Source organism: Pseudocitrobacter sp. 73, from assembly GCF_008369545.1.
Classification (GTDB): domain Bacteria; phylum Pseudomonadota; class Gammaproteobacteria; order Enterobacterales; family Enterobacteriaceae; genus Pseudocitrobacter; species Pseudocitrobacter vendiensis.
Window position 1 is genome coordinate 204,452 of sequence record NZ_VTZO01000020.1, and the last position, 15,574, is coordinate 220,025.

14 protein-coding genes are annotated in these 15,574 nt (G+C 52.5%); 12 read left to right on the top strand and 2 right to left on the bottom strand.

Features of this window, described 5'->3' with window-relative positions; all coding sequences use genetic code 11:
- Window positions 1-125 precede the first annotated feature (125 nt).
- On the bottom strand, window positions 126-899 hold the full coding sequence (locus tag F0Q32_RS19750) for a hypothetical protein (protein WP_149464433.1): 774 nt from the start codon (window positions 897-899) through the stop codon (window positions 126-128).
- Between the two features lie 196 nt (window positions 900-1,095).
- A complete protein-coding gene (locus F0Q32_RS19755; RefSeq protein ID WP_149464434.1) occupies window positions 1,096-1,812 on the bottom strand; it encodes a GntR family transcriptional regulator in 717 nt (238 codons plus the stop codon).
- A gap of 201 nt (window positions 1,813-2,013) precedes the next feature.
- On the opposite strand from F0Q32_RS19755, the gene mngA reads away from it, so the two are divergent.
- From mngA to pal, 12 genes are all read left to right on the top strand, one after another.
- A complete protein-coding gene (mngA, locus tag F0Q32_RS19760) occupies window positions 2,014-3,927 on the top strand; it encodes a PTS 2-O-a-mannosyl-D-glycerate transporter subunit IIABC (RefSeq protein ID WP_188016894.1) in 1,914 nt (637 codons plus the stop codon).
- 26 nt (window positions 3,928-3,953) lie between these two features.
- Window positions 3,954-6,596 (top strand): mannosylglycerate hydrolase, encoded by a 2,643-nt coding sequence (gene mngB, locus F0Q32_RS19765; RefSeq protein ID WP_149464436.1) that lies wholly within the window; start codon window positions 3,954-3,956, stop codon window positions 6,594-6,596.
- Between the two features lie 679 nt (window positions 6,597-7,275).
- Window positions 7,276-8,844, top strand: coding sequence for a cytochrome ubiquinol oxidase subunit I (gene cydA, locus F0Q32_RS19770; RefSeq protein WP_149464558.1), 1,569 nt, complete (start codon window positions 7,276-7,278; stop codon window positions 8,842-8,844).
- Between the two features lie 15 nt (window positions 8,845-8,859).
- A complete protein-coding gene (gene cydB, locus F0Q32_RS19775) occupies window positions 8,860-9,999 on the top strand; it encodes a cytochrome d ubiquinol oxidase subunit II (protein WP_149464437.1) in 1,140 nt (379 codons plus the stop codon).
- A 14-nt stretch (window positions 10,000-10,013) separates the two neighbouring features.
- On the top strand, window positions 10,014-10,124 hold the full coding sequence (cydX, locus tag F0Q32_RS19780) for a cytochrome bd-I oxidase subunit CydX (protein WP_015965304.1): 111 nt from the start codon (window positions 10,014-10,016) through the stop codon (window positions 10,122-10,124).
- Between the two features lie 2 nt (window positions 10,125-10,126).
- The gene (gene ybgE, locus F0Q32_RS19785) at window positions 10,127-10,417 is read left to right on the top strand and encodes a cyd operon protein YbgE (RefSeq protein ID WP_108473870.1); all 291 of its coding nucleotides are present in this window, start codon (window positions 10,127-10,129) and stop codon (window positions 10,415-10,417) included.
- 272 nt (window positions 10,418-10,689) lie between these two features.
- The gene (gene ybgC, locus F0Q32_RS19790) at window positions 10,690-11,094 is read left to right on the top strand and encodes a tol-pal system-associated acyl-CoA thioesterase (protein ID WP_015965302.1); all 405 of its coding nucleotides are present in this window, start codon (window positions 10,690-10,692) and stop codon (window positions 11,092-11,094) included.
- A complete protein-coding gene (tolQ, locus tag F0Q32_RS19795) occupies window positions 11,091-11,783 on the top strand; it encodes a Tol-Pal system protein TolQ (protein ID WP_015965301.1) in 693 nt (230 codons plus the stop codon). Before ybgC ends, tolQ begins: the two co-directional genes overlap by 4 nt.
- A 3-nt stretch (window positions 11,784-11,786) precedes the next feature.
- Window positions 11,787-12,215 (top strand): colicin uptake protein TolR, encoded by a 429-nt coding sequence (tolR, locus tag F0Q32_RS19800; protein WP_149464438.1) that lies wholly within the window; start codon window positions 11,787-11,789, stop codon window positions 12,213-12,215.
- An 82-nt stretch (window positions 12,216-12,297) separates the two neighbouring features.
- On the top strand, window positions 12,298-13,584 hold the full coding sequence (tolA, locus tag F0Q32_RS19805) for a cell envelope integrity protein TolA (RefSeq protein ID WP_149464439.1): 1,287 nt from the start codon (window positions 12,298-12,300) through the stop codon (window positions 13,582-13,584).
- A 132-nt stretch (window positions 13,585-13,716) separates the two neighbouring features.
- Complete coding sequence (tolB, locus tag F0Q32_RS19810; RefSeq protein WP_149464440.1) at window positions 13,717-15,009, top strand: Tol-Pal system beta propeller repeat protein TolB; 1,293 nt, start codon at window positions 13,717-13,719, stop codon at window positions 15,007-15,009.
- Window positions 15,010-15,044: 35 nt separating this feature from the next.
- Window positions 15,045-15,569, top strand: coding sequence for a peptidoglycan-associated lipoprotein Pal (gene pal, locus F0Q32_RS19815; protein WP_015965297.1), 525 nt, complete (start codon window positions 15,045-15,047; stop codon window positions 15,567-15,569).
- The last annotated feature ends 5 nt before the right edge of the window (window positions 15,570-15,574 follow it).

The window sequence follows — 15,574 nt, forward strand, 5'->3', positions numbered from 1 at the left end:
CGGGTGCGCAGTGCTTAACAAGCCTACAATAGAATGCAATTTCAATGAATTGCACATATTTTGTAGGCCTGATAAGCGAAGCGCATCAGGCAATGCCTACAGCGAGCGCGTTGCCAGCAGAAGGCTTATTTCAGCATCACGCTGAACCCCGCATAAAGCGTAAACTGCGGCTGATAATCCCCTCTGTGGGCGACGGTCCACTGCGGCTCCACAAAGCTATTGACGATATACCCGCCAATCGGCATCGCACGCCCCACACCTAATCCCACCGGAACATAGTAATCATCGTTTTTGATGTTGTACGTCCAGATGCCGCTGGAACGCATATACCAGCCCTTTGACATTTTGTAGATAACAAACGGCTGGAAGGTGGCGGTTTCAACATGGCTACGGTCATCATCGCCGGCGAAACTTTTTTGCCATTGCACCAGCGCCACTTTTAACCATTGAGGTGATGTATCGACGGCGACTGCCGCCAGCCCGGTCTGCCACTGCCCGGTCCCCAGTTCATCACTCGATGCGGTATTGGCGGTTATCAGTGGCCCGACGCCCAGCATCACGCCTTTTTGCTTAAGCAGAAAAATATCGAACAGGTTGATATCACCCAGCCCGGTGTCATAACCACCGGAAACCTGCGGGCGCGTGGCGATGGGGGCCGTTAAGCGCAGAATTTGCGGCACCGGAATGAGATCGCCTGCGGCAACAGGCATGGTGGCACGCAGTAGCGTATCGTTGGTGTGCTGATCGCTGTCGTAGAGGTTTGGGGTGCAGTAGTCCTGAACAGACAATGATGTTGCCAGATGTAGCGGGTTGTTGGCTTTATCGACGGTGTCTTCGGCCCAGACGTGCAACGTGCAGCACAGTAACGCGGGCGCCAGCAGATATTTTACATGAACCATAGCGTATCCTTTCCTGAATTCCCTGTGTAAGTGCGCATAAATTGCACCCAGTTAGCGGCGCGATTATAAAAACAGCCGTGAGTCAGGGAAAACGAGAAAGATGTAATTCATTGTAAAATAAGAAATTACTATAAATTTCGCGAAATGAGATGGCTGATATTTATTCAGTGCTCTGATTTATAGAACCGCAGCTCATTTAATGCTGACGGCGGGCAACCAGCGTAAAGCGGTAATCGTCGCTTTTAAAAGCATTGCGGCTGTATTCGAAGATCCGCCCATCGCTCAGAAAACCGCGCGAGATTTTCTCCAGGATGGGTTTACCCGGCGCAAGCTCCAGGGCATCAATTGTTTCCGCGTCAGGAAGAAGGGGGATCACTTCCTGCTCGCTGCGATCAATCACCAGCTTTTTGGTCTCTTCGATAAAATGGTACTTCGATCCTTCCATCACGCTCCAGGTGAGATCGGGAAATAGCGAGAGCGGCATCCACGTCTCTTCCAGTGCCATTGGCTTTTGTTTCAGAAAACGCACGCGTTTGATGTGCCAGACTTTCTCGCCGGCCTGAAGCTGAAGTTTTTCTCTCAGGCTGTCATCGGCGGTAATCACTTCGAACACGCGTACTTCACTGTGTGTTTGCACATGGCGATCAGCAATTTTCTCGTAAAAGCCGGTGAGTTGATAGATATCATAATTAACCCGTTCCTCTTTTACGTAACTGCCGCTGCCCTGAATGCTCTCAATCACCTTTTGCTCGGTGAGCTGTTTAAGCGCCTGGCGCACGGTTACCCGGCTGACGCCATATTCTGTCTGAAGAGCGGCTTCCGTAGGCAGAGCATCTCCCGCTTTTAACTCTCCGCGCTCAATTCGCTGGCGAATGGCATCGGCAATCTGACGATAGAGAGGTTTCTGACTCATAACGATTCCGTTCAGTGACAAAACAAAAAAAAGATGATTTCGGCTAATTATGCGCAGTTATGGAACATTGTAAACAATACAAATTAAATACAAATTATCACTATGAAGTGAAATTGATCACATAATGGTATTAATTTCCTGGGCAAAATGCGTACTTTCTGCGCGGTGGTGCGCAGGCTTTATGACACAGGAAGGAACGTGATGAATTTATTGGCGTTGACACACCCCAGTGCAATTTGCCTTAACGCCCGGTTTAACAGCCGGGATGAGGCAATTTGCGAACTGGCGAAGCGGCTGGCTGAGCTGGGTAAAATCGATGATCCCCAAACCTATTTACAGGAAGTTTTTCATCGTGAAAGCATCGGGCCGACTGCGCTTGGTGAAGGTCTGGCGGTGCCGCATGGTAAAAGCGCTGCGGTAAAAGAAGCGGCGTTCGCCGTGGCGACGTTAGCCGAGCCATTGCAGTGGGAAGGTGTGGACGGCCCGGAGAGCGTCAATCTTATTTTTCTGCTGGCGATTCCGCCATCCGAGGCGGGCTCGACGCATATTGAAATCCTTACCCAACTTACCAGCGCGTTAGTTGATGACACTGTGCGCGCGGCGGTGATGAATGCGACGACACCGCAGGCGTTATTGTCTGCGCTCTCCCTGACCACGCCAGAGAAGACGTCCTCTCTATCTGACGATACGCCTTTGATTGTCTGCGTGACGGCTTGCCCGGCAGGGATTGCACATACCTATATGGCTGCAGAATATCTGGAAAAGGCCGGACACAAACTGGGCGTGCGTGTGGTGGTTGAAAAGCAGGGGGCGAATGGCATTGAAGGCCGATTGACTTCAGATCAACTGGCAACCGCCCAGGCGGCTATTTTCGCAGCAGAAGTCGCGATTAAAGATGCAGAGCGGTTTCGCGGTATTCCTTCGCTAAGCGTACCGGTTGCCGAGCCGATTAAGCATGCGGAAAGGCTGATAAAGCAGGCGCTGGCGCTGGAACCGGTCAATGAAACGCGGACGACGGTCGTTCAGGAGACGACCCGACTCGGTTTTAAAACGGAATTAAAACAGGCGCTGCTTAGCGGCATTTCTTTTGCCGTACCCTTGATTGTCGCGGGGGGGACCGTACTGGCAGTGGCGGTGTTGCTCGCGCAGATGTTTGATTTACAGCACCTGTTTAACGAGGAGAACTCGTGGCTGTGGCTTTACCGTAAACTTGGCGGAGGCATGCTTGGGATCCTGATGGTGCCTGTGCTGGCGGCCTACACGGCGTATTCACTGGCCGATAAACCGGCGCTGGCTCCGGGATTTGCGGCAGGGCTTGCCGCCAACATGATTGGTTCAGGATTTTTAGGGGCGATTGCCGGTGGTTTGATCGCCGGCTATCTGATGCGTTGGGTAAAAAATCACATCCGCCTGAGCAGCCGCTTTAACGGTTTCCTGACGTTCTATCTCTACCCGGTCATTGGCACGCTGACTGCGGGAAGCCTGATGTTGTTTGTTATCGGTGAACCCGTGGCATGGATCAACAACAGCCTTACGGCCTGGTTGAATGGTTTATCGGGCAGTAATGCGTTGATGCTTGGCGCCATTATTGGCGTTATGTGTTCGTTTGACCTCGGCGGGCCGGTAAATAAAGCCGCTTATGCCTTCTGTCTCGGGGCGATGGCAAATGGTGTGTACGGCCCGTACGCCATCTTCGCTTCCGTCAAAATGGTCTCCGCGTTTACCGTCACCGCATCCACAATGATTGCCCCCCGACTATTTAAATCGTTTGAGATCGAAACAGGTAAATCCACCTGGCTGTTGGGTCTTGCAGGGATCACCGAAGGGGCGATCCCGATGGCGATTGAAGATCCGCTACGGGTAATCGGTTCGTTTGTGATCGGTTCGATGGCGACGGGCGCGATCGTCGGTGCGATGAACATCGGCCTGCAAACGCCGGGCGCAGGTATTTTCTCTCTCTTTTTATTACAGGATGGCGGGCTGGGGCGCGTGATGGCTGCGGCTGGCTGGTTCGGCGCGGCGTTGATAGGTACCGCAATTTCTACCTGCATTCTGGTGCTGTGGCGCCGTCAGGCGATTCAGGCCGGAACCTACAACACACAAGCCATTGACTAACCTTTTGACTGATTCAGGAAACGAAGATGAAAGCTGTATCTCGCGTTCACATTACACCGCATATGCACTGGGACAGAGAGTGGTACTTCACCACTGAAGAGTCGCGAATTTTACTGGTTAACAATATGGCGGAAATCCTGACCCGGCTGGAGCAGGATGATGAGTATAAATATTACGTGCTGGATGGGCAGACGGCGATTCTTGAAGATTACTTTGCTGTGGTGCCGGAAAACCGCGAGCGCGTCAAAGCGCTGGTTCAGGCGGGTAAACTGATTATCGGCCCGTGGTATACGCAAACCGATACGACCCTTGTCGCGGGGGAATCTATCGTCCGCAACCTGATGTACGGGATGCGCGACTGTCCCGCGTTTGGTGAGCCGATGAAAATCGGTTACCTGCCGGATTCCTTCGGAATGTCCGGGCAACTACCGCATATCTACAACGGTTTTGGTATTAAACGGGCGATGTTCTGGCGTGGCTGCTCGGAGCGCCATGGCAGCGATAAAACCGAATTTCTCTGGCAAAGCCAGGATGGCAGCGAAGTGGTGGCGCAGGTGCTGCCGTTGGGTTACGCCATTGGTAAGTACTTACCTGACGATGAAGCAGGGCTGCGTAAACGTCTTGATAACTACTTTACCGTTCTGGAGAACGCCTCAATCACCAAAGAGATTCTGCTGCCTAACGGTCACGATCAGATGCCGCTTCAGCAGAATATCTTTGCGGTGATGGACAAACTGCGAGAAATTTATCCACAACGTGAATTTGTGATGAGCCGCTTCGAAACGGTTTTTGAACAAATCGAAGCGCAGCGCGCGAAGCTGGCGACGCTGACAGGTGAATTTAACGACGGTAAATATATGCGCGTGCATCGCACCATTGGCTCAACGCGCATGGATATCAAAATTGCGCACGCGCGTATTGAAAACAAAATCGTCAATATCCTTGAACCACTGGCCGCGATGGCCTGGTCATTGGGCTTTGACTATCACCATGGCCTGCTGGAGAAAATGTGGAAGGAGATCCTCAAAAACCACGCCCATGACAGCATTGGTTGCTGCTGTAGCGACAACGTTCATCAGGAAATTGCCGCGCGTTTCTGGCTGGCGGAAGACATGGCCGATAACCTGATTCGCTTTTATCTGCGTAAAGTTGTCGACAATATGCCCGCCTGTGAAGGTGACCGACTGGGGTTATTCAACCTGATGCCGTGGCCGCGCGATGAAGTTATCGACACCACGATTCGTCTGCGCGCCAGCCAGTTCCGGCTGGTGGATGAGCAGGGTGAGGCGGTGCCGTACTTTATTCGCGCCAGCCGTGAAATCGACCCGGGCCTGATAGACCGGCAAATTGTCCACTACGGAAATTATGAACCGTTTATGGAGTATGACATCCAGCTGCGGCGGGTGCTTCCGGCGATGGGGTACATTTCACTGCGGGTGATTGCAGGCGAAACGGGCGAGGTGAAAAATGTCCCTCCTACGGCGAATTCGATGCTGGAAAATAGGGCATGGCGTATCTCGCTCAACGCCGACGGGACGCTCAGAATGGAAGATAAAGAGAGCGGGCTGGTCTACGACCGGGCGCTGGAGTTCGAAGAGAGCGGTGATGATGGCGATGAATATGACTATTCGCCGCCGAGAGAGGACTGGGTATTAACGTCTGCTGCGTATCCGCATAACGTAGAGATCGTGCAGGAAGGCTGGCGCAGCAAAGCGATTTTACGCAGTACGCTAGCCGTTCCACGCAATCTGGCCGAGCGCGCCGCACGAAAATGTAGTGGGCATGTGGAGATCGAAACCATCATTATGCTGAGCGACAACAGTAAGCGCATTGATTTTGATGTGCGGGTCGTTAATCAGGCTGACGATCATCGTCTACGTGTTCGCCTGCCTGTACCGTATCGTGCGCAAACGGTGCTGACCGATACCCAGTTTGGTTCGATGATGCGCCCGGTTAAGGATGAGGCCATGCGCGACTGGGAGCAGGAAGGCTGGAAAGAAGCCCCGATACCGGTCTGGAATTTCCTTAACTATGCTGTTTTACAGCATGGGGTTAACGGTATCGCGTTATTCAGCGAAGGGCTGCGTGAGGTTGAAATCATCGGTGAAGATAACAGCGCGTTCGCGTTAACGCTGTTGCGTGGCGTTGGGCTTCTGGGAAAAGAGGATCTGCTCCTGCGGCCTGGCCGCCCTTCGGGAATCAAAATGCCAGTACCGGATTCACAGCTGCGCGGCACGCTGCACTGCCGCTTCAGTCTGTGGCCGTTTAGCGGAACGCCATTGAATGCGGGCGTGGCGCAACAGGCGCGAAGCTGGCTCACGCCCGTTCAGTGCTATAACAAAATTCCCTGGAATGCGATGAAGCTTAATCGCGCGGCCATTACCGTGCCGGAGCACTATAGCCTTCTCACTCTTTCTTCCGTCGGCTGTGCGCTCAGCGCGCTGAAGAAAGCAGAAGACAGGCCTGAACTGATTGTTCGGCTCTATAACCCGTCGGCGATGGAGTGTTCGGACGCGCAGATTGCGTTCAATCAACATCAGGTGAAGAGTGTTGAAACGCGGATGGATGAACAACCGCTTGCAGGCGCAGAGGGTGATGATATTTGTCACACATCCGTGCGGTTCCTCCCTTGCCAGTCGCGAACCTTTAGCATCGCGCGTGTAAAATAAGTCTGTGCAGAGGCAAAAGCTGGTCTGACCGATTTTGCCTCTTTTTTGAATAATAAAGTGATGGTGTTAATTTTGTCTGCATTTCAAGTGAATAAAATGTAATTATTCAAAAAGGGTTCAGGTTTCCTGGCAAAATACTGTGAGTCGGCTAACATTAACTATTCTGCATAACTTCATTCTTTAAATTTCTTCTTCCGTTAAAAACTCTCGTCTCTTTTTTCGCATTATCCCTCCATGAAAATACTCTGAGATAATTTTTAAACATACATTTAACATTCATTTCACCGATCACATCTAATAAAAACATTATTAACAAAAATAGATAAAATTGATTTATATCAATACGTAAATACTGGATATGCTCCATAAAAGTAGTTAAATTGTCCTGGATCAAAGTGGCTGCAACCCGCCTGATTAGCTATAAATTGATCACCGTCGAAAATCGTAAATCTAATACAATAAAAACCTGTTTATTGTAAGGATATTACAGAGTAATATATTTTAGGGATCAATTGAGTTGTTTTATAACGTATTTGTAACCTTTGCTCACGACTGATATCGGTTAACGCGAACGGTCAGCAGTGGGGGAGGGCGCAAATAAATTTGTATTGGGGCATGTGTATGAACCCTGTCCGCAGGTTCATTCTCGGAGTCTTCATGCGATGAGCAAGGAGTCATGATGTTAGATATAGTCGAACTGTCGCGCTTACAGTTTGCCTTGACCGCGATGTACCACTTCCTTTTTGTGCCACTGACGCTCGGTATGGCGTTCCTGCTGGCCATCATGGAAACGGTTTACGTCCTTTCCGGCAAACAGATTTATAAAGATATGACCAAGTTCTGGGGCAAGTTGTTTGGTATCAACTTCGCACTGGGCGTGGCCACCGGCCTGACCATGGAGTTCCAGTTCGGGACTAACTGGTCTTACTACTCCCACTACGTGGGCGATATCTTCGGTGCGCCGCTGGCCATTGAAGGTCTGATGGCCTTCTTCCTCGAATCCACCTTTGTAGGTCTGTTCTTCTTCGGTTGGGATCGCCTGGGTAAAGTGCAGCACATGGCGGTGACCTGGCTGGTTGCGCTGGGTTCAAACTTGTCCGCACTGTGGATCCTGGTGGCAAACGGTTGGATGCAAAACCCAATCGCTTCCGACTTCAACTTTGAAACCATGCGTATGGAGATGGTGAGCTTCTCCGAGCTGGTACTGAACCCGGTAGCCCAGGTGAAATTCGTTCACACCGTGGCTTCAGGTTACGTCACCGGCGCGATGTTCGTGCTCGCTATCAGCTCCTGGTACATGCTTAAAGGTCGTGACTTCGCGTTCGCTAAGCGTTCCTTTGCTATCGCAGCAAGCTTCGGTATGGCGGCGATTCTTTCCGTTATCGTTCTGGGTGATGAATCCGGCTACGAAATGGGCGATGTGCAGAAAACCAAACTGGCGGCCATTGAAGCAGAATGGGAAACCCAGCCTGCTCCGGCGTCGTTCACGCTGTTTGGTATTCCTGATCAGGATAAGCAGGAAAACCACCTTTCTATTCAGATTCCTTACGCACTGGGCATCATCGCGACCCGTTCTGTTGATAAACAGGTTACCGGTCTGAAAGATTTGATGGTGCAGCACGAAGAGCGTATCCGTAACGGGATGAAAGCTTACTCGCTGCTCGAACAGCTGCGTTCTGGAGCAACCGATCCGGCTGTGCGTGAACAGTTTAACGATGTGAAGAAAGATCTGGGTTATGGCCTGTTGCTGAAACGCTATACGCCGAACGTGGCAGATGCGACGGAAGAGCAGATTGCCAAAGCGACCAAAGACTCTATCCCACGCGTTGCGCCGCTGTACTTTGCCTTCCGTATCATGGTGGCGTGCGGTGTGCTGATGCTGCTGATTATCGGTGCCTCCTTCTGGACCGTTATTCGTAACCGCATCGGTGAGAAAAAATGGCTGCTGCGCGCGGCGTTCTACGGCTTACCGCTGCCATGGATTGCTGTGGAAGCGGGTTGGTTTGTCGCCGAGTACGGTCGTCAACCGTGGGCAATTGGTGAAGTCTTGCCAACCGCTGTGGCGAACTCGTCGCTGACAGCAGGCGATCTTATCTTCTCAATGGTGCTGATTTGCGGTCTTTACACGCTGTTCCTGGTGGCCGAACTGTTCCTGATGTTCAAGTTCGCACGCAAAGGGCCAAGCAGCCTGAAAACCGGTCGCTATCACTTTGAGCAGTCCTCTGCGACTACTCAGCCGGCACGCTAAGACAGGAGTCGTCAAATGATCGATTATGAAGTATTGCGTTTTATCTGGTGGCTGCTAATTGGCATCTTGCTGATTGGTTTCGCAGTCGCTGACGGCTTCGACATGGGGGTGGGCATGCTCACCCGTTTCCTCGGTCGTAATGACACCGAGCGTCGAATCATGATCAACTCCATCGCGCCACACTGGGACGGAAACCAGGTATGGCTCATCACGGCCGGCGGTGCGCTGTTTGCTGCCTGGCCGATGGTGTACGCCGCCGCGTTCTCCGGCTTCTATGTCGCGATGATTCTGGTGCTGGCGTCTTTATTCTTCCGTCCGGTGGGCTTTGACTACCGTTCGAAAATTGAAGACACCCGCTGGCGCAACATGTGGGACTGGGGCATCTTTGTGGGTAGCTTCGTTCCACCGCTGGTGATTGGCGTGGCGTTCGGTAACCTGCTGCAGGGCGTACCGTTCCATGTTGATGAGTATCTGCGTCTTTACTACACCGGTAACTTCTTCCAGCTGCTGAACCCGTTTGGTCTGCTGGCAGGTGTGGTGAGCGTAGGGATGATCCTGACCCAGGGCGCAACCTACCTGCAAATGCGTACGGTGGGTGAACTGCATCTGCGTACCCGTACCACCTCTCAGGTGGCGGCACTGGTGACGCTGGTGTGCTTCGCACTGGCAGGCGTTTGGGTCTACTACGGCATCGACGGCTATGTGGTGAAATCGGTAATGGATCACACCGCAGCCTCTAACCCGCTGACCAAAGAAGTCGCACATGAAGCGGGCGCGTGGATGACCAACTTTAACAACATGCCGGCGCTGTGGGCGATTCCGGTACTGGGTGTGGTGCTTCCGCTGCTGACTATCCTGATGACCCGTCTGGATAAAGGCGCATGGGCGTTCCTGTTCTCCTCACTGACGCTGGCGTGCATTATCCTGACCGCCGGTATCGCCATGTTCCCGTTCATCATGCCGTCCAGCACGATGTTTAACGCGAGCCTGACTATGTGGGATGCAACGTCCAGCCAGCTGACGCTGAGCGTGATGACTTATGTCGCTGCGGTATTCGTACCTATCATTCTGCTGTACACCACCTGGTGTTACTGGAAAATGTTCGGTCGTATCACCAAAGAAGACATTGAACGCAACACCCACTCTCTGTACTAAGTAAGGAGCTTAAAATGTGGTATTTCGCATGGATTTTAGGAACGCTTCTTGCCTGTGCCTTTGGGATAATCACTGCACTGGCGCTGGAACACGTCGAAGCGACCAAAGCAGGTGAAGAAAAATAGTGATGAAAATTATCGCAACGCTGTACGCGATAATGGATAAGCGCCCCCTGAGGGCGCTTTCCCTTGTTATGGCCCTGCTGCTGGCAGGTTGCATCTTCTGGGACCCGACGCGTTTCGCGGCGAAGACCAGCGAGCTTGAAATCTGGCACGGTTTTCTGCTGATGTGGGCTGTTTGTGCAGGCGTCATTCATGGCGTGGGTTTCCGCCCTCGCGCGCTCCACTGGCAAGGGATTTTCTGCCCGCTTATCGCCGATTTAGTCCTTCTTGCAGGTCTGATTTTTTTCTTCCTGTAACCAGGAAACATCCGCAAATATTTATGGGCTTGCAATAGCCCATAAAAATTTACTCTCCGTTTACCTCTCCCCATTCCAAACCACGATTACCGCGCGTATAGTAGCGAAGTTCAAAAGCTCAAAATTTTTTGCATTACCGGGATGTAAAGTGAATACAACGCTATATACCACGTCATTCATGCTGCATCGAGGCGGCAAATCCGCGAATCCCCGGGAGCTTACACCAGTAAGTGAGCGGGGTGAGGGATGCAGCCAACGAAGAGGCAGTACGAATGAATAAGTATATATTTCGATGGCCGGTTCGGGTCTATTATGAAGATACCGACGCCGGTGGTGTGGTTTATCACGCCAGCTATGTCGCTTTCTATGAGAGAGCACGCACAGAGATGCTGCGTCATCATCATTTCAGCCAACAAGTGTTGCTGGAAGAGCGCGTCGCGTTTGTGGTGCGTAAAATGACGCTGGAGTATTTTGCGCCGGCAAGGCTCGACGATATGCTCGAAGTCCAGACGGAAATTACATCAATGCGCGGCACGTCACTCGTGTTCACGCAGCGGATTGTCAACGCTGAGAATAAAGTGCTGAACGAAGCTGAAGTACTGATTGTCTGTGTTGATCCACTCATCATGAAGCCTCGTGCGCTTCCCAAGTCTATTGTCGCGGAGTTTAAGCAGTGACTGACATGAATATCCTTGATTTGTTCCTGAAGGCGAGCCTTCTGGTTAAACTTATCATGTTGATTTTGATTGGTTTTTCAATCGCATCCTGGGCCATCATCATCCAGCGGACCCGTATTCTTAACGCGGCAGCGCGTGAAGCTGAAACGTTTGAGGATAAATTCTGGTCTGGAATCGAACTTTCTCGCCTTTATCAGGAGAGTCAGGGACGCCGCGATAGTCTGGCCGGTTCGGAACAAATCTTCTACAGCGGGTTCAAAGAGTTTGCCCGTCTGCACCGTGCAAACAGTCATGCGCCGGAAGCCGTGGTTGAAGGGGCGTCGCGTGCGATGCGTATCTCCATGAACCGCGAACTGGAAACGCTGGAAACGCATATTCCGTTCCTCGGCACCGTCGGTTCCATCAGCCCGTATATCGGTCTGTTCGGTACCGTTTGGGGGATCATGCACGCCTTTATCGCGCTGGGCGCGGTGAAACAGGCGACGCTGCAAATGGTTGCGCCGGGTATCGCAGAAGCGTTGATCGCCACGGCTATTGGTCTGTTTGCCGCCATCCCTGCGGTTATGGCTTACAACCGTCTGAACCAGCGCGTCAACAAACTGGAGCTGAACTACGACAACTTTATGGAAGAGTTCACCGCCATTCTGCACCGTCAGGCGTTTACCGTTAGCGAGAGCAACAAGGGGTAAGCCATGGCCAGAGCACGTGGACGCGGACGTCGCGAACTGAAGTCCGAAATTAACATCGTTCCGCTGCTGGATGTGTTGTTGGTGCTGTTGCTGATCTTTATGGCGACGGCGCCGATCATCACACAGAGCGTGGAGGTTGATCTGCCGGATGCAACCGAATCGCAGGCCGTTAGCAGCAACGATGATCCGCCGGTGATCATTGAAGTTTCGGGTATTGGGCAGTACAGCGTAGTGGTTGAAAAGGATCGCTCCGATCAACTGCCGCCAGAGCAGGTTATCGCTGAAGCGAGAAGCCGCCTGCAGGCCAATCCGAAAACGGTCTTCTTAATTGGGGGCGCGAAAAACGTGCCTTACGATGAAATAATTAAAGCGCTAAACCTGTTACACAGCGCCGGTGTTAAATCTGTCGGGTTAATGACCCAACCGATCTAACCTTTGCGTGTGGTCTGTATGCGTTGCATGCATATTGGCAACGCTTACAGGCTGACGGGCGAGCAGTTTTTGGGAACCGAGAGTGTCAAAGGCAACCGAACAAAACGACAAGCTTAAACGAGCGATAATTATTTCAGCAGTGCTGCACGTTATCCTGTTTGCAGCACTCATCTGGAGTTCGTTCGATGAGCACATGGATGCTGCGGCCGGTGGCGGAGGCGGTTCGTCTATCGACGCCGTGATGGTCGACCCCGGCGCCGTGGTTGAAAATTACCAGGCGCAGAAGCAATCCAGCGCTAAACAGCAGGCCGATAACGCCGCGAAGAAAGCGCAGCAGCAAAAAGAAAAAGAAGCCAAAGAAGCTGCCGAAAAAGCAGCGGCTGAAGCGAAAGAAAAAGCAGACGCTCAGGTGAAAGAGGCTGCAAAAGAAGCCGCCGAAGCGGCGAAGAAAGCCGAAGCTGACGCGCAGAAACAGGCTGAAGAAGCCGCGAAAGCGGCAGCTGATGCCGCGAAGAAAGCGCAAGCCGATGCGGCCAAAGCAGCAGCTGACGCACAGAAACAAGCTGAAGCGGAAGCGGCCAAAAAAGCCGCTGCTGCTGCGAAGAAAGCGGCAGAAGCGGAAGCGGCCAAAGCGGCGGCCGCCGCGAAAAAAGTAGCCGAAGCAGAAGCGGCGAAAGCGGCAGCTGAAGCGGCGAAAAAAGCCGAAGCCGAGGCTGCGAAGAAAGCGCAAGCTGAGGCTGATAAGAAAGCCGCTGCCGCTGAAAAAGCAGCAGCGGAAAAAGCTGCCGCCGCCGAGAAAGCGGCAGCAGACAAGAAAGCTGCGGCTGAGAAAGCGGCTGCTGATAAGAAAGCAGCAGCAGAAAAAGCGGCTGCCGATAAAGCCGCTGCAGCGAAGAAAGCCGCAGCGGATAAAGCAGCTGCCGACAAAGCGGCTGCGGCGAAGAAAGCAGCAGCAGATAAAGCCGCTGCCGCTTCCGGCGTTGACGACCTGCTGGGCGATCTCAGCTCAGGTAAGAATGCGCCGAAAGGTAACACCAGTGGTACCGCTGGGGGCTCATCTCCTGCTAAAGGTAATAAGCCGGGGCAGGGTGGTGCGTCTCAGGCAGAAATCGCGTCCTATATCGCACAGGTTCAGGCCGCGATCCGTGGGCATCTCTATGACTGGGATACCTACAAAGGTAAAACCTGTACGCTACGTGTAAACCTGGCGCAGGATGGAACTGTATTGACCGTTAAACAGGAAGGCGGCGATCCGGCGTTTTGTCAGCAGATGCTGTCAGCAACCAGTCGGATGACCAAATTCCCCAAACCGCCTTCACAGGCTGTCTGGGAAACGTTCAAAAATGCACCACTGGACTTCAAACCTTAAGTTATATTTTCCCCATGCAAATGGGGAAAATAAAGGCAGTGCGGTCGCAGGGTTTTGGTAGTTTTGTGTATTTGAGTTTGTTAACATTCTGCTAAATTATCGTGGGCTTTTCGTCCAGATAAGGGAGATATGATGAAGCAGGCATTACGAGTAGCATTTGGTTTCTTAATGCTGTGGGCGGCGGTGCTGCACGCAGAAGTACGTATCGAGATCACCCAAGGGGTCGACTCGGCACGTCCAATTGGTGTGGTTCCCTTCCAGTGGGCCGGACCGGGCGCAGCACCTGAAGATATCGGCGGTATCGTCGGTGCAGATCTGCGTAACAGCGGTAAATTTAACCCGTTAGACAGAGCCAAGCTGCCGCAGCAGCCAGGCTCCGCGCAGGAAGTTCAACCTGCGGCATGGTCTGCGCTGGGTATTGATGCGGTTGTCGTCGGTCAGGTCTCGCCTAACGCTGATGGCAGCTATACTGTTGCCTACCAGCTGGTCGATACTGGCGGTGCGCCGGGTACCGTTCTGGCACAGAACTCTTACAAAGTGAACAAGCAGTGGTTGCGTTATGCGGGCCATACTGCCAGTGACGAAGTGTTCGAGAAGCTGACCAGCATCAAAGGCGCGTTCCGTACACGTATCGCCTACGTTGTGCAGACTAACGGCGGTCAGTTCCCGTATGAACTGCGCGTGTCTGACTATGATGGCTACAATCAGTTCGTGGTTCACCGTTCACCACAGCCGTTGATGTCTCCGGCATGGTCTCCGGATGGTTCCAAACTGGCTTACGTAACCTTCGAAAGCGGCCGTTCTGCGCTGGTTATCCAGACGCTGTCCAACGGTGCGGTTCGTCAGGTAGCGTCGTTCCCGCGTCACAACGGTGCGCCAGCGTTCTCTCCGGATGGCAGCAAACTGGCGTTTGCCCTGTCTAAAACCGGTAGCCTGAACCTGTACGTGATGGATATCGGCTCTGGCCAGATCCGTCAGGTAACCGATGGTCGTAGCAACAACACCGAACCAACCTGGTTCCCGGACAGCCAGAATCTGGCCTTTACCTCTGACCAGGCCGGTCGTCCGCAGGTGTATAAAGTGAATGTTAACGGCGGTGCTCCGCAGCGTATTACCTGGGAAGGTTCTCAGAACCAGGATGCAGACGTGAGCAGCGACGGCAAGTTTATGGTAATGGTTAGCTCCAATGGTGGGCAGCAGCACATTGCCAAACAAGATCTGGAAGCGGGTGGCGTACAAGTATTGTCGTCAACGTTCCTGGACGAAACGCCAAGTCTGGCACCTAACGGCACTATGGTAATCTACAGCTCTTCTCAGGGGATGGGATCCGTGCTGAATCTGGTTTCTACAGATGGGCGTTTCAAAGCGCGTCTTCCGGCAACTGATGGACAGGTCAAATTCCCTGCCTGGTCGCCGTATCTGTAATAATAAATAATTGAATTATTAAAGGAATCAAAGAAATGCAACTGAACAAAGTGCTGAAAGGACTGATGCTGGCTCTGCCGGTAATGGCGATCGCGGCGTGTTCTTCTAACAAGAATGCAAGCAACGATGGCAGCGAAGGCGGCATGCTGAACGGCGCTGGCACTGGTATGGATGCAAACGGCAGCGGCAACATGTCCTCCGAAGAGCAGGCTCGTCTGCAGATGCAACAGCTGCAGCAGAACAACATCGTATACTTCGATCTGGACAAATACGATATCCGTTCTGACTTCGCTGCAATGCTGGATGCGCACGCTAACTTCCTGCGTAGCAACCCGTCTTACAAAGTCACCGTAGAAGGTCACGCGGACGAACGTGGTACTCCTGAGTACAACATCTCCCTGGGCGAACGTCGTGCAAACGCTGTTAAAATGTACCTGCAGGGTAAAGGCGTTTCTGCTGACCAGATCTCCATCGTTTCTTACGGTAAAGAAAAACCTGCAGTACTGGGTCATGACGAAGCGGCTTACTCCAAAAACCGTCGTGCCGTACTGGTTTACTAAGAGAA

Bases quoted from the DNA above. Each gene is read 5' to 3' on its own strand.
- mngB (WP_149464436.1), top strand. From the start codon at position 3,954: ATGAAAGCTGTATCTCGCGTTCACATTACACCGCATATGCACTGGGAC.
- tolB (WP_149464440.1), top strand. From the start codon at position 13,717: ATGAAGCAGGCATTACGAGTAGCATTTGGTTTCTTAATGCTGTGGGCG.
- ybgE (WP_108473870.1), top strand. From the start codon at position 10,127: ATGAAAATTATCGCAACGCTGTACGCGATAATGGATAAGCGCCCCCTG.
- cydA (WP_149464558.1), top strand. From the start codon at position 7,276: ATGTTAGATATAGTCGAACTGTCGCGCTTACAGTTTGCCTTGACCGCG.
- F0Q32_RS19750 (WP_149464433.1), bottom strand. From the start codon at position 899: ATGGTTCATGTAAAATATCTGCTGGCGCCCGCGTTACTGTGCTGCACG.
- tolR (WP_149464438.1), top strand. From the start codon at position 11,787: ATGGCCAGAGCACGTGGACGCGGACGTCGCGAACTGAAGTCCGAAATT.
- mngA (WP_188016894.1), top strand. From the start codon at position 2,014: ATGAATTTATTGGCGTTGACACACCCCAGTGCAATTTGCCTTAACGCC.
- pal (WP_015965297.1), top strand. From the start codon at position 15,045: ATGCAACTGAACAAAGTGCTGAAAGGACTGATGCTGGCTCTGCCGGTA.
- cydB (WP_149464437.1), top strand. From the start codon at position 8,860: ATGATCGATTATGAAGTATTGCGTTTTATCTGGTGGCTGCTAATTGGC.
- ybgC (WP_015965302.1), top strand. From the start codon at position 10,690: ATGAATAAGTATATATTTCGATGGCCGGTTCGGGTCTATTATGAAGAT.
- cydX (WP_015965304.1), top strand. From the start codon at position 10,014: ATGTGGTATTTCGCATGGATTTTAGGAACGCTTCTTGCCTGTGCCTTT.
- F0Q32_RS19755 (WP_149464434.1), bottom strand. From the start codon at position 1,812: ATGAGTCAGAAACCTCTCTATCGTCAGATTGCCGATGCCATTCGCCAG.